Below are 14160 nucleotides of genomic sequence, written 5' to 3'. Positions count from 1 at the left end.
GTCACGCGCTTCCGGATCAGTCCTTCTCGATCCGGATGACCTGGGGCAGGGAGGCGACCACGCCGTCCGCCTCGATGGCGGCGATGGCGCGGCGCACGGCGGCCTCGGTCGTGGCATAGGTGATGAGGATCACGTGCGCCGTATCGGACGGCACCGCGCCGCCCGGCTGCCGCTGCACGATGGATTCCAGCGAAATCTGCTCGTCCGCCATGCGGCGGGTGATGGTGGCGGCGGTGCCCGGCTTGTTCACCACGGCGAGGCGGATGTAGTAGCCGCCCTCGTGGCGCTGCATGGCGGCGCGCTCGGCCTTGGCGAGGCGGTCCACCGGCAGGCCGAAGGCATAGCCCTTGGCGCCGCGCGCGACGTCGAACAGGTCGCCCACCACCGCAGAGGCGGTGGCATCGCCGCCGGCGCCGGGGCCGACCAGCGTCAGCGTCACCGCGTCGCCGTCCACCGCCACCGCATTGGTGACGCCGGAAACCTGCGCGATGGGCCAGTGCTTGGGCACCATGGTGGGATGCACCCGCTGCTCGATGCCGGTGTCGGTCTTCACCGCCACGCCGAGCAGCTTGACCCGATAGCCGAGATCATCCGCCGCCTCGAGGTCGGCGAGGGTGAGCTGGCGGATGCCCTCCACATAGATAGCCTCCGCATCCACCTGCGTGCCGAAGGCGAGCGAGGTGAGGATGGCGAGCTTGTGGGCGGTGTCGAAGCCGTCGATGTCGAAGGTCGGGTCGGCCTCCGCATAGCCGAGGCGCTGGGCCTCGGTCAGGCAGACGTTGAACGAGAGCTTCTCGTCCGCCATGCGGGTGAGGATGTAGTTGCAGGTGCCGTTGAGGATGCCCGACACGCGCTCGATGGCGTTGCCCGTCAGCGCCTCGCGCAGGGTCTTCACGATGGGGATGCCGCCCGCCACCGCGGCCTCGAAATGCAGGCCCGCGCTTCCGGCCTCGGCCCGGCGGGCAAGGTCCACGCCGCATTTGGCGAGCAGCGCCTTGTTGGCGGTGACGACCGGAATGCCACGGTCCAGCGCGGCCGCCACGGCCGCCTTGGCCGGATCGCCGTCGCCGCCCATCAGCTCCACGAACACGTCGATGTCACCCTCGCGGGCGAGCGCCACCGGGTCCTCGAACCAGGCCACGCCGGAGAGATCGAGGCCGCGGTCGCGGCTGCGGTCGCGGGCGGCCACGGCGGTCACCTTCACGGTGCGCCCGGTGCGCGCCTCCAGCTCGCCGGCGCGGCGCTCGAGCATGCGGAAGACCGCGGCCCCGACGGTGCCGAGGCCGGCGAGGCCCACTTTCAATTCGCTCATCTGTCCGTCCGGTTTCTGTCCGCGGCTGGCCGTCATACCACAGCCCGCGCTGCGCGAGGTTCCGGCTGTTGCCGGAACGCTCCATGGTCGATGGCCAGCCCGACCGGCCCCGTCCTCAGCCGGGGCCGATGGCGAAGGTTCAGCGCGCGGCGCTGAGCGGAACCACGTTGTGGAGCGTGGTGCCGGCCTGCTCGAAGAAGCGGCGGACATTGCGTGCCGCCTGACGGATGCGCTGCTCGTTCTCCACCACGGCGATGCGCACGTAGTCGTCGCCATGCTCGCCGAAGCCGACGCCGGGCGACACCGCCACCTCCGCCTTCTCGATGAGGAGCTTGGCGAATTCCACCGAGCCCATGGCCCGGAAGGGCTCCGGGATCGGCGACCAGGCGAACATGGTGGCGCGGGGCACGGGGATGTTCCAGCCGGCGCGGCCGAAGCTCTCCACCAGCGCGTCGCGGCGCTTCTTGTAGGTCTCGCGCATCTCGGCGATGCACTCCTGCGGGCCGTTGAGCGCCGCGGTGGCCGCCACCTGGATGGGGGTATAGGCGCCGTAGTCGAGATAGGACTTCACCCGCGAGAGCGCGGCGATGAGGCGCTCGTTGCCCACCGCGAAGCCCATGCGCCAGCCGGCCATGGAATAGGTCTTGGACATGGAGGTGAACTCCACCGTCACGTCCATGGCGCCCGGCACCTGCAGCACCGAGGGGGGCGGGTTGCCGTCGAAATAGAGCTCGGCATAGGCGAGGTCGGAGAGAACGATGAGGTCGTTCTTCTTCGCGAAGGCCACCACGTCCTTGTAGAACTCGAGGTCCGCCACGCAAGCCGTGGGGTTGGACGGATAGCACAGCACCACCGCGATGGGCTTGGGGATGGAGTGCTGGACCGCCCGCTCCATGGCGTGGAAGAACTCCGGCCCCGGCTCGGCCGGAACCGAGCGGATGACGCCGCCGGCCATCAGGAAGCCGAAGGCGTGGATGGGGTAGGAGGGATTGGGCGTCAGGATCACGTCGCCGGGGGCGGTGATGGCCTGCGCCATGTTGGCGAAGCCTTCCTTGGAGCCCAGCGTCGCCACGACCTGCCGGTCGGGGTCCAGCTTCACGCCGAATCGCCGCTCGTAATAAGCCGCCTGCGCCTTGCGCAGACCGGGGATGCCCTTGGAGGCGGAATAGCGGTCGGTGCGCGGCTTGCCGATGGTCTCTTTCAGCTTCTCATAGACATGCGCCGGCGCGTCGAGGTCCGGATTGCCCATGCCGAGGTCGACGATGTCCACCCCGGCATTGCGGGCGGCGGCCTTCACACGGTTCACTTGCTCGAACACGTAGGGCGGCAGCCGGCGAATGCGGTGGAAATCGGTCGTCATCTCAATGGCTCCAGAGGCCGCGCATGTTGTCTCCCGGCGCGGCAGTCGGGCTTTGTAGCACTGTTCGGTGAATGAAAAAGCCTTGATTGCGGTGGCGATGGGGCGACGGCCCGCATATCGCACCGCACAATGCTCCGACTCCCGCGGGGCAGCGGCGACTTACTGGGCCTGCTGCAGCTGTTTCGCCTGCTGCTGGCGGGCGAGGCGTTCGAGGTCGCGCTGCAGCTTCTGCTGCTGCTCGGGGGTCAGCGGATCGCGCCGTTCGGCGGGCGGGGCGCCGAGCGTGGGGAAATGCGTGGCGTCCACCTCCGGCACCGAGGTCTGCGGCGGCGCGAGGCCCGGGATGTTCGAGCCGGCGCACGCGGACAGGCTCGCGCCGAGGGCGAGAAGAAGCGCGGCGCGCAGAGTCGGGACGACACGGCCTCGTGCCGTCGGGGAGAAGAAGTCCATTGTCCGTTCCGGCTGGCTCCCGGTCCCGGCGGTGAGAATGCCGGGGCGAGATACCTCCTGAGGGGCCGCTGCCGTGCGGGCATACCGCACACTCGACCAAGGAGGTGTGTCTAAGGGTGCCTCTGGCGTGGCCGTGAGGCTCGATCCTGTCACTTTCACACTCTAGAGTATGAAGGAAGCGCAGGCAGCGATAAAGATGGGCTACGTTTCGTAACGGCCCGCGAGCAAGACCCGCGAGAGGAAACGCGAATGTCCCGTGTTGAGGAAACGCCTAACGTATCCGCCGCCCCGATGATGCCGGTAGAGGCGCCCCCGCATCTCAGCGTTGTCCCCCCCGCGGCCCAGCACAGCGCGTCTCCCGCCCCCGAATCCGCGCCGGCCCCCAAGGTCGAGGCGCCGAAGGCCAGTGCGGGGCCGAAGCCCGCGGCCGACGGTCCCTCCGAGGGCGCCCGCTCCGGCCTCGACATCGAGGCCTTCTCCCAGAATCTCGCGCAGATGGTGGACGAGGGCGGCAAGGCGCTCGCCGCCTATCTCGGCCCGCGCACGCAGGCGAAAACCGACGACCTCGCCGAAGAGATTGCCGACGCCCTCAAGACCGTGGGGCAGGTCGCCGAATACTGGATGACCGACCCCCAGCGCTCGCTGGAGGCGCAGACCCGCCTCATGGCCGGCTATCTCTCGGTCTGGACCAACACGCTCAAGCGTCTCGGCGGCGAGCAGGTGGAGCCGGTGACCGCGCCGGACGCCCGCGACGCCCGCTTCAAGGACGAGGGCTGGCGCGAAAGCCCCATCTTCGACGCGCTCAAGCAGGCCTATCTCGTCACCAGCCGCTGGGCCGAGGACATGGTGGAGGAGGCCGAGGGCCTCGACGCGCACACCAAGCACAAGGCCGGCTTCCTGGTGAAGCAGGTGACGAACGCGATCTCGCCCTCCAACTTCGTGATGACCAATCCGGAGCTGATCCGCGAGACCTTCTCCTCCTCCGGCGAGAATCTCGTGAAGGGGATGAAGAACCTCACGGAGGATCTCGTCGCCGGCAAAGGCTCGCTGAAGATTCGCCAGTCGGATCTGAGCGCGTTCGAGGTGGGCCGCAACCTCGCCACCACGCCGGGCAAGGTGATCTACGAAAACGATCTGATGCAGCTCATCCAGTACGAGGCCACAACCGGCAGCGTGAAGAAGATGCCGCTGCTGATCGTGCCGCCGTGGATCAACAAGTTCTACATCCTCGACCTGACGGCGGAGAAGTCCTTCATCAAGTGGCTGGTGGACCAGGGCATCAGCGTCTTCGTCATCTCCTGGGTCAATCCCGATGCCCGGCTCGCCGAGAAGGGCTTCGACGATTACATGCGCGAGGGCATCATGGCCGCCCTCGACAAGGTGGCCGTCGCCACCGGCGAGCGGCAGGCCCACGCCATGGGCTATTGCGTTGGCGGCACGCTGCTCGCTACGACCCTCGCCTACATGGCCGCGACGGGGGATGACCGCATCGCCTCCGCCACCTTCCTCACCACCCAGATCGACTTCACCCACGCGGGCGATCTGAAGGTGTTCGTGGACGAGGACCAGCTCGCCGCCATCGAGCGCAAGATGAAGCAGACGGGGTATCTCGAAGGCAGCAAGATGGCCTCGGCCTTCAACATGCTGCGCTCGAACGACCTGATCTGGCCCTATGTCGTGAACAACTACATGAAGGGCAAGGCGCCGTTCCCCTTCGACCTTCTGTTCTGGAACGCCGATTCCACCCGCATGCCGGCGGCGAACCATTCCTATTACCTGCGCAACTGCTACCTCACCAACAACATCGCCCGGGGCCTCGCCGAGCTGTCCGGCGTGCGCATCGACATGACCAAGGTGAACGTGCCGGTCTATTCGCTGGCGACGCGGGAAGACCACATCGCCCCGCCCAACTCGGTGTTCATCGGCGCCAACATGCTCTCCGGCCCGGTGCGCTACGTGCTCGCCGGCTCCGGCCACATCGCCGGCGTGGTGAACCCGCCCGCCAAGATGAAGTACCAGTACTGGGCGGACGGCCCCACCGGACCGAGCTACGATCTGTGGCTCCAGGGCGCGCAGGAGCACAAGGGCTCCTGGTGGCCGGACTGGCTGAACTGGTTCTCCACCTACTATCCCGAGGACGTGCCCGCCCGCGCCATCGGCGGCGGCCACTTCACCCCCATCGAGGACGCCCCCGGCCGCTACGTGCGCGAGAAGAGCTGAGGGTTTAAGAACCGTCGCCCTCCGGCTTGACCGGAGGGCTCATCCCTCCGCCGGAGCCATCCCGCGGGCAGTGTGACAAACGCGGCCATGGGTCCTCCGGTCAAGCCGGAGGACGACGGCAGGCGTGGCTTGGCTCTGGGTGTGGCGCCTGTCGCCACCGCCCGCCTGTTCTTGCCCGCTGCGGCGCCTCTCTTTTTCGCCGTCGCCCTCCGGCTCGACCGGAGGGCCCATCTCCCCGATGGCGCCATGACGCGAACACCGGGACAAACGCGACCATGGGTCCTCCGGTCGAGCCGGAGGACGACGGCGCAGGGGCCAGCGCTCACCGCCCAAGCGCCCCTCTTTACACCCCATCTCCACCCCGCCTTTCCCGCGAGCGCGCTTGCGGGTAGTTTGGCTTGAGGCCCGCTTTGGGCCTCTCAAGACCTGTCGAGGGCCCGTGCGTTACGTTTCCACCCGGGGCGAAGCTCCTGTCCTGTCGTTTTCCGATGCGCTGCTGGCTGGTCTGGCGCGCGACGGCGGCCTCTATGTGCCGGAGGCATTCCCCACCTTGAGCGTGGACCAGATCGCCGCGCTGGCGGGAAAACCCTATCCGGCGGTGGCCAAGGCGGTGATTTCCCCCTTCGTCGGTGATGCGCTGCCCGAGCGCGTGCTCGACCTGATGATCGCCGACGCCTACGCCTCCTTCCGCCACCCGGCGGTGACGCCGCTGACGCAGCTCGGCCCCAACCGCTTCCTGCTGGAGCTGTTCCACGGCCCGACCCTGGCCTTCAAGGACGTGGCGATGCAGCTGCTCGCCCGCATGATGGACCATGTGCTCGCCGCCCGCGGCGCCCGCGCCACCATCGTTGGCGCCACCTCGGGCGACACCGGCAGCGCGGCCATCGAGGCGTTCCGCCATTCGGACGCAGTGGATGTGTTCATCCTCTACCCGCACAAGCGGGTGTCCGAAGTGCAGCGCCGCCAGATGACCACCGTGAACGCGCACAACGTCCACGCCATCGCCGTGGAGGGCACGTTCGACGATTGCCAGGCCCATGTGAAGGCCATGTTCAACCACCACGCCTTCCGCGATTCCCTCGCGCTGGCGGGCGTGAACTCCATCAACTGGGCGCGCATCGTCGCCCAGGTGGTCTATTATTTCTATGCCGCCACCGCGCTCGGCGCGCCGCACCGGGAAGTCTCCTTCGTGGTGCCGACCGGCAATTTCGGCGACATCTTCGCCGGCTATGTGGCCAAGCGCATGGGCCTGCCCATCCGCGACCTCTCCATCGCCACCAACGTCAATGACATCCTCGCCCGCACGCTGGAGACGGGGCGCTACGAGGTGAAGGGGGTGCATCCCTCCTCCTCGCCCTCCATGGACATCCAAGTGTCGTCCAACTTCGAGCGCCTGCTGTTCGAGGCGCTGGACCGCGACAGCGCGGCGGTGCGCCAGCTCATGGCCTCGCTCGGCCAGTCCGGCGCCTTCACCGTGCCGCGCGAGGCGCTCGCCGCCATCTGCGGCGACTTCTCCGCCGGCCGCGCCGACGAGCCGGAGACGGCGAAGACCATCGCCAAGCTCTACCAGTCCTCCGGCTATCTCGCCGACCCGCACACGGCGGTGGCGCTGGCGGTGGCGGACAAGGTGGAGCACGCGGCGAAGGTGCCGCAGGTGGTGCTCTCCACCGCCCATCCGGCCAAGTTCCCCGATGCGGTGGAAGCCGCCACCGGCATCCGTCCCGGCCTGCCGCCCCACATGGCGGACCTTCTGACCCGCAAGGAAAGCGTGAGCGTGCTGCCCAACGACCTCGTGGCCATCGAGACCTTCATCCGCACCCATGCCCGCGTCGGCCGGGGCGCCGCGGCATGAGCGTGAAGATCTCGACCCTCGACAACGGCATCACCGTCATCACCGACGAGATGACCCATCTCGGCACCGCCTCCCTCGGCATCTGGGTGGGGGCCGGCGCGCGGCACGAGATGGGCGACGAGCACGGCATCTCGCACCTCCTCGAGCACATGGCGTTCAAGGGCACCCGCCGCCGCTCCGCCCGGCGCATCGCCGAGGAGATCGAGCAGGTGGGCGGCGACATCAACGCCGCCACCTCGGTGGAGCAGACCACCTACAACGTCCGCGTGCTGGGCGAGGACGTGGGCCTCGGCATCGACATCCTCGCCGACATCCTCACCGAGCCGGCCTTCGCCCCCGACGAGCTGGAGCGGGAGAAGAATGTGATCGTGCAGGAGATCGGCGCGGTCATGGACACGCCCGACGACCTGGTGTTCGACCTGTTCCAGGAGCAGGCCTTCCCCGGCCAGAGCGTCGGCCGCTCCATCCTCGGCACGCCGGAGACCGTGCGCGGCTTCAATCGCGACCAGCTCGGCGCCTATCTGGGGCGCACCTATCGCGGCCCGCGCATGGTGGTCTCCGCCGCCGGCGCGGTGGAGCACGACCGCCTCGTGGACGAGGCCGCCGCCCGCCTGTCCGGCGTCGGCAACGGTGTCGCGCCCGAGCTGTCGCCCGCCACCTACGCCGGCGGCACGCGGCTGACCGCGCGAGATCTGGAGCAGGTTCACGTGCTGATGGGACTGGAGGGCTGCTCCTACAAGGATGCGGACTACCACGCCCTGCAGGTGCTCTCGAACGTGCTGGGCGGCGGCATGTCCTCCCGCCTGTTCCAGGATGTGCGGGAGGAGCGGGGGCTCTGCTACTCCATCTACGCCTTCCACTGGAGCTATCAGGACACCGGCCTGTTCGGCATCTACGCCGGCACCGACACCGGTGACGTTGAGGAACTCTCCAACGCGGTGGTGGACCAGATCTTCGACACGGCGGAGACGGTGACCGAGCTGGAGGTGGCCCGCGCCAAGGCGCAGATGAAGGTGGGTCTGCTCGCCGCGCTGGAAAGCTCCGGCGCCCGCGCCGACCAGCTCGCCCGGCAGATCCTCGGCTTCGGCCGGGTGATCCCGGTGGAAGAGATCGTCGCCAAGGTGGAGGCGGTGGATGTGGCCGCCGTGCGCGCCGCAGCCTCGCGTCTCATCGGCCGCGGCCGGCCGACGCTCAGCGTCATCGGGCCGAAGGGCGGGCTTGAACCGGCTGCGCGGGTGGTGCAGCGTTTGTCGGGGCATTAGCCGGAGCGTCGGCGGCGCCTTGCCGTCCGCCCCGTAACGGAGTCTGGCTCGGGCGCAACCTGATGTGGCTGTCCGCACTCTTTCCCTTCCCGGCCGAGCCCCTCCCCACCATTGAGGGGAAGGGCGTGTATCTGCGCGTGCCGCAGATGAAGGACTTCGTGGCGTGGCGGACCCTGCGCGACATCAGCCGCGGCTTCCTCACGCCGTGGGAACCCCTGTGGCCCGCCGATGACCTCACCCGCGGCGCCTTCCGCCGGCGCCTGCGCCGCTACGCCCGCGACATGGTGACGGACGAGGCCTATCCGCTCTTCATCTTCCGCCGCGCGGACGACGAGCTTGTCGGCGGCCTCACCCTCTCCAACGTGCGGCGCGGCGTGTGCCAGGCGGCGAGCCTCGGCTACTGGATGGGCGCGCCCTATGCCGGGCAGGGCTACATGCGCGCGGCGGTGACGGCGCTGCTTCCCGTGGCCCACGACGTGCTCCACCTGCGCCGGGTCGAGGCGGCCTGCATGCCCACCAACCAGGCCTCCATCCGCCTCCTGGAGAGCTGCGGCTTCACCCGCGAGGGCTATTCCAGGGAATATCTCTGCATCAACGGGTCGTGGGAGGACCACATCCTCTTCGCCCGCCTCAAGAGCGACCCCATCGCCCGGCTCAGGTCCCGCGACGACACCCTCGCCACCCGCCTCAGCCGCGTCCCGCCGGCGGCGCAGTAGGGGGCACGCGCGTTTCTTCGCGATGGTGGCGCGATGAGCCACCCTCGCGCCCCGGACGCATGCAGCGTCAGCGGAATGCGAGCCGGGGCCCAGCGCAAGAGTTCGCCGCAGGCGCTTCCTGACCCCACCGCCCTCGCGTTTTGCCCCGCTGGGCGGGGACTCTTGCGCTGGACCCCGGATCAGCGCTCCGGCTGCGCCGTCGCTTGTCCGGGGAACGGGGCAGGGCGGCGGGATGCTCGGAGAGGCCGGCGGCGTCTTCACGTGCCGGCGGAACTCCCTCTCCCCTTGCGGGAGAGGGCTGGGGTGAGGGGTATCGCGCCGTCAGTTCCAGCGCCTGCGCTTCCGGATGAACCCCACCCCTCACCCCCGGCCCCTCTCCCGCAAGGGGAGAGGGGAGAAGCGCTCCCCCCTCACTCTCCCTTCGGCAGCGCGAACACCGTGAGCTGCCCGCCCAGCGCCGTGTACTGGTTCAGCGCCGCATAGGCCTCGTTCGCCCCGGAGCCGTCGCCGGGGTCGGAAAGCCCCGCGGCGAGGCCGATGCCGGCCCAGCCACCGACGCCGGAGAGCACGGCCACATATTGCCGGCCGCCCTGCATGAAGGTGGTGACGTTGCCGACGATGCCGGAGGGCGTCTTGAAGCGGTACAGCTCCTGGCCGGTCCTCGCATCCACTGCCTTCAGCCAGCCTTCCAGCGTGCCGTAGAAGACGACGCCCCCCGCCGTCGCCAGCGCCCCGGACCAGACGGAGAACAGCTCCGGCTTCGACCAGACCGCCGCGCCCTTCAGCGCGTCCCAGGCGAGGAAGGCGCCGGTGCTGCCGTCCATGCCGGGGGCGGGGTGCATGGAGAGGGTGGCGCCCACATAGGGCTGGCCGGGCACGTAATCCACGTGGAACGGCTCGTAGTCCATGCACATGCGGGTCACGGGCACGTAGAACAGCCGCGTCTGCGGCGAGAAGGCCGCCGGCTGCTGGTTCTTGGCGCCCAGCGAGGAAGGGCAGATGCCGGTATAGGTGACATCCTCACCCTCCCGCTCGGTGGAATAGGCCGGATCGCGCTTCGGGCGGCCATAGGTGGCGCTGGCGGGGTCGAGATCGATGCCCGTGGCCCAATTAGCCGTCGTCTCGTATTTCCCCGCCCGAAGCAGGGCGCCGGTTTCGCGGTTCAGGGTGTAGGCGAAGCCGTTGCGGTCGAAATGGGTGAGGAGCGGGGTGGATTTCCCGTCCACCTCCTGCTCGGTGAGGATCATCTCGTTGACGCCGTCGTAGTCCCACTCGTCGTGGGGGGTCATCTGGTAGACCCACCGGGCGACGCCCGTGTCCGCGTCGCGGGCGATGATGGTGTCGGACCAGCGGTTGTCGCCGGGCCGCTGGGTGGGGTTCCAGGTGGCGGGGTTGGCGGTGCCGTAATAGACGAGGTTCAGCTTCGGGTCGTAAGCGAACCAGCCCCAGGTGGCGCCGCCGCCGATCTTCCACTGATCGCCCGACCAGCTCTTGAGCGACGAGCCGCGGCCCACGGGCTTGCCCAGCTCGGTGGTCTTTTCCGGATCGAACAGCATCTCCGCATCCGGCCCCGTGCTGTAGGCGCGCCAGACGAGGTGGCCGTCCTTCAGGTCGTAGGCGGACAGGTGCCCGCGCACGCCCGCCTCGGCGCCGGAGATGCCGACGATGAGCTTGTCCTTCACCGGCATCACGGTGGCGGTGTTGGACGCGCCGAGGGCCGGATCGCCGTTGGCCACCGACCAGCGCTTCGCCCCCGTCTTCGCATCGAGCGCGACGATGGTGGTGTCGGCCTGATGCAGGAAGATAAGGCCGTCCGCATAGGCGAGGCCGCGATTGACGAGATCGCAGCACATCACCGCGGCCACGTCCTTCTTCTGCCGGGGCTCGTATTTCCAGAGGATGCGGCCTTCGTTTTTCAGGTCGAGGGCATAGACCACATTGGGGAAGGGGGTGTGGACATACATCACGTCCCCCACCACCAGCGGCGCGCCCTCGTGCCCGCGCAGGACGCCGGTGGAGAAGGTCCACGCCACCTGGAGGCGGCCCACATTGCCGGTGTCGATCTGCTTCAGCGGGGAGAAGCGCGTGTTGGCATAGTCCACCGTCTGCAGCACCTGTTCTGCGCCGGTGGCGGTGCGCGCCAATACGTCGTCATTGGCGAGGGCGGCGGCCGGGAGCAAGGCGAGGAGGAGGGCGGGCAGAAGACGTGTCATCGGCGAAAGCGGTCCGGGTGTCGTGACGCAAAACGGGCGCGGAGGTCTCCCCCCGCGCCCGCAGCATCCTCGCCGCACGCCAGCGACGCAACCGCGCCGCAGGGGCAGGCGTGGTGCGGCCTATCTCCCCTCTCCCGCAAGGGGAGAGGGGGGCGCCCCCTCAGCCCGGCAGCACCGGGCCGATGGAGGCGTCGATCAGGCTCATGCGCCGCTCCCGTGCATTCACGAAGCGGAAGTAGATGACCTTCACGAGGTCCATCACCAGCGTCCACACGAGGCAATAGGCCCAGACCACGCCGATGAGCAGCCACGGCAGGGCCGGCATGAACCAGCCGAAGGCACACATGAGGATGGCGAACACCTGCGTGCCCATCACCGCCGCGAGCACGGGCAGGCTGGGATAGGGCGGGCGGAACAGCGTGCCCTGCACCCGCGAGACGAAGAACAGGAGATGCCCGCCGGCGCACAATTGCAGGAAAAGCATGGTCTGGATGTGGGAGAGGTCCATGGGCAGGCGGGCCATGAGTTCCGGGCTCTTCATCCAGAACATGCCGAGCATGACGATGCCGAAGCTCTGCACCAGCGCCATGATGCCCATGATGGTCGAGAAGGAGAGGATGCGGTGCATGTTCCAGCGCACCGGGGAGTCCTGAACCTTCACGTTGTCATAGGCGATCGTCATGATGGGGATATCGTCAAGCAAAGCCATGACGACGATCATGATCGCGGTGAGCGGCATGAAGTCGTAGACCAGATAAACCAGAACCACCACCAGCATGATGTTCAGCGTCATGGCGATGCGGTAGTAAATGTAGCTGGTGATCCGCTCGAAGATCGCCCGCGCCTCCATGATGGCGTTGATGATGGTGGAGAGGCCCGGCGCCGTGAGAATGAGCGCCGCGGCGCTGCGGGCCGCGTCCGTGGCGCCGGAGACGGCGACGCCGCAATCGGCCTGCTTCAAGGCGGGGGCGTCGTTCACGCCGTCGCCGGTCATGGCGACGATGTGGCCGCGCTCCTGCAAGGCCTTCACGATCTGGAACTTGTGCTCGGGGAAGACGCGGCCGAAGCCGTCGGCCACCTCCACCGCGCGGGCGGCGTCGATGGCGATGTGCTCGGGGCTGGAATCCTGGCCGAACACGTCGCTCGCCACCAGCAGGCGGTCGCCGAGGCCGAGCTGGCGGGAAATCTCGCCGCCGATGGCCACATCATCGCCCGTCACCATCTTCACCGAGACGCCGAGCGCCTTGGCCTTGGCGATGGTCTCCGCTGCGTCCGGCCGGGGCGGATCGAGCATGGGCAGGAGGCCGAGCAGCGCCCAGGTCTTGCCGTCGTCCGAGCGGGCGACGCCGAGCGCGCGGGTGCCGCTGCGGGCGAGGGTTTCCACGGCGTCGAAATAGCCCTTCGCATCGGCTTCCGAGAGGCCGCACTGGGCGGCGATGGCCTGCGGCGCGCCCTTGGCGAAATGCACGGTCTTGCCATCGGGGCCGGTGACGCTCGCCACCGTCTTCTTGCTGACGGGATCGAAGGGCGTGAAGTCCACGCTCTTGTAGGCGTCGAGCACCTTCGGCTCCTTCACCGCGGCGATCACCGCCTTGTCGATGGCGTCGTCGCTCTGGCGCTGGGAGGCGAGGGCGGCACCGAGGATGAGATCGTCCGGCCTGGCGCTGCCCCACGGGATGGGCGCCTGGAGGGTGAGCTGGTTCAGCGTCAGCGTGCCGGTCTTGTCGGAGCACAGCACGTCCACGCCGGCCAGTTCCTCGATGGCGGAGAGGCGGGAGACGATGGCCTGTTGCTTGGAGAGCGCCAGCGCGCCCAGGGCCATGGTCACGGACATGACGGCCGGCGTCGCCACCGGCACCGAGGCCACCAGCAGCACGAGCACGATCTGCACGATGGCGCCGGCGTGCTGCCACTCCCAATGCCCATCGGCGATGATGTCGCGGTGGACCTGCGCCACCACCAGCACCAGCGCCAGCGCGGCGGAGAGGATGATGAGGAAGTCACCCATCTGGATGACCGCCTTCTCCGCATGCGACTTGGCGCCGGCCGAGGCGACGAGCTTCGCGGTGCGGCCGAAGAAGGTGGCATTGCCGGTGGCGGTCACGAGGCCCGTCATGGTGCCCTGCCGCACGATGGAGCCGGAATAGCCGCTGTCGCCCACCGCCTTCGAGACGGGGAGCGACTCACCGGTCAGCGCCGCCTGATCGACGGAGAGATACTTGCCTTCGGTGAGGAGAAGGTCGGCGGGCAGCGTCTCGCCGCCGGCCACGCTCACCACGTCGCCGGGCACGAGGGCGGCGGTGTCGACCGTGACCCACTGGCCGTCGCGCAGCACGCGGGCCTTCAGCGCGAGGCCCTTCTTCAGCGCGGCGAGTGCGCTCGCGGCCTTGCTGTCCTGCCAGAAGCCGACGATGGCGTTGTAGATGAGCAGGCCCATCACCACGATGAAGTCGGGCCAGTCCTGCCGGATGAGGGAGAGCAGCGCCGCCGCCTCGATCATCCAGGGGATCGGCCCCCAGAAATAGCCGACCAGCTTCTCCCAGCGGCTGTCCTCGTGGGCGACGATGGCGTTGGGGCCGTATTTCGCCTGAAGCTGGGCGACCTCGGCGGCGGTGAGGCCCTTGGGCGAGGAGCCGAGTTCGGTGAACTTGGCGGCGATGGCCGCGGCGTCGAGGCGGACCGGCCCGCTGGAGGACGATGCGGGCTTCTCGGCCGGCTTCCCGGCTGGCGCTTGGGCGGGCGGGGTGGCGGCGAGGGCTGCGCTCTGTGCCATTG

The 14160-nt window shown here is 68.8% G+C and carries 9 protein-coding genes; 4 read left to right on the top strand and 5 right to left on the bottom strand.

Going from position 1 to position 14160, the window contains the following annotated elements:
• Positions 1-16: 16 nt before the first annotated feature.
• The 3 genes from ACT535_RS04905 to ACT535_RS04895 all read right to left on the bottom strand — a co-directional run bounded on the left by ACT535_RS04905 (position 17) and on the right by ACT535_RS04895 (position 3122).
• Entirely contained in the window at positions 17-1312 is a 1296-nt protein-coding gene (locus ACT535_RS04905; RefSeq protein ID WP_476363533.1) for a homoserine dehydrogenase, read from the bottom strand.
• A 139-nt stretch (positions 1313-1451) separates the two neighbouring features.
• Positions 1452-2672, bottom strand: coding sequence for an LL-diaminopimelate aminotransferase (locus ACT535_RS04900; RefSeq protein ID WP_476322749.1), 1221 nt, complete (start codon positions 2670-2672; stop codon positions 1452-1454).
• Between the two features lie 159 nt (positions 2673-2831).
• Positions 2832-3122, bottom strand: coding sequence for a hypothetical protein (locus ACT535_RS04895; protein WP_476363532.1), 291 nt, complete (start codon positions 3120-3122; stop codon positions 2832-2834).
• A 249-nt stretch (positions 3123-3371) separates the two neighbouring features.
• Between ACT535_RS04895 and phaC the strand changes: the two genes are divergently transcribed.
• From phaC to ACT535_RS04875, 4 genes are all read left to right on the top strand, one after another.
• On the top strand, positions 3372-5342 hold the full coding sequence (gene phaC, locus ACT535_RS04890) for a class I poly(R)-hydroxyalkanoic acid synthase (RefSeq protein WP_476363531.1): 1971 nt from the start codon (positions 3372-3374) through the stop codon (positions 5340-5342).
• Positions 5343-5781: 439 nt separating this feature from the next.
• A complete protein-coding gene (gene thrC, locus ACT535_RS04885; protein ID WP_476363530.1) occupies positions 5782-7194 on the top strand; it encodes a threonine synthase in 1413 nt (470 codons plus the stop codon).
• On the top strand, positions 7191-8456 hold the full coding sequence (locus ACT535_RS04880) for a M16 family metallopeptidase (RefSeq protein ID WP_476363529.1): 1266 nt from the start codon (positions 7191-7193) through the stop codon (positions 8454-8456). Before thrC ends, ACT535_RS04880 begins: the two co-directional genes overlap by 4 nt.
• Positions 8457-8518: 62 nt before the next feature.
• Positions 8519-9172, top strand: a complete 654-nt coding sequence (locus tag ACT535_RS04875; protein WP_476363528.1) for a GNAT family N-acetyltransferase — start codon at positions 8519-8521, stop codon at positions 9170-9172.
• A gap of 410 nt (positions 9173-9582) precedes the next feature.
• Here the strand turns inward: ACT535_RS04875 and ACT535_RS04870 are convergent, their stop codons facing one another.
• Positions 9583-11385: a methanol/ethanol family PQQ-dependent dehydrogenase gene (locus ACT535_RS04870; RefSeq protein ID WP_476363527.1), complete on the bottom strand. Its 1803-nt coding sequence runs from the start codon at positions 11383-11385 to the stop codon at positions 9583-9585.
• 160 nt (positions 11386-11545) lie between these two features.
• Positions 11546-14158 (bottom strand): plasma-membrane proton-efflux P-type ATPase, encoded by a 2613-nt coding sequence (locus tag ACT535_RS04865; protein WP_476363526.1) that lies wholly within the window; start codon positions 14156-14158, stop codon positions 11546-11548.
• Between the last annotated feature and the right edge of the window lie 2 nt (positions 14159-14160).

This window comes from Xanthobacter sp. DMC12, from assembly GCF_056314105.1.
This window is presented reverse-complemented; position numbering and strand designations above follow the sequence as displayed.

Excerpts from the sequence above, each read along its gene's own strand:
- ACT535_RS04880 (WP_476363529.1), top strand. The coding sequence starts at position 7,191 with ATGAGCGTGAAGATCTCGACCCTCGACAACGGCATCACCGTCATCACC.
- ACT535_RS04870 (WP_476363527.1), bottom strand. The coding sequence starts at position 11,385 with ATGACACGTCTTCTGCCCGCCCTCCTCCTCGCCTTGCTCCCGGCCGCC.
- ACT535_RS04905 (WP_476363533.1), bottom strand. The coding sequence starts at position 1,312 with ATGAGCGAATTGAAAGTGGGCCTCGCCGGCCTCGGCACCGTCGGGGCC.
- phaC (WP_476363531.1), top strand. The coding sequence starts at position 3,372 with ATGTCCCGTGTTGAGGAAACGCCTAACGTATCCGCCGCCCCGATGATG.
- ACT535_RS04865 (WP_476363526.1), bottom strand. The coding sequence starts at position 14,158 with ATGGCACAGAGCGCAGCCCTCGCCGCCACCCCGCCCGCCCAAGCGCCA.
- ACT535_RS04900 (WP_476322749.1), bottom strand. The coding sequence starts at position 2,672 with ATGACGACCGATTTCCACCGCATTCGCCGGCTGCCGCCCTACGTGTTC.
- ACT535_RS04875 (WP_476363528.1), top strand. The coding sequence starts at position 8,519 with ATGTGGCTGTCCGCACTCTTTCCCTTCCCGGCCGAGCCCCTCCCCACC.
- ACT535_RS04895 (WP_476363532.1), bottom strand. The coding sequence starts at position 3,122 with ATGGACTTCTTCTCCCCGACGGCACGAGGCCGTGTCGTCCCGACTCTG.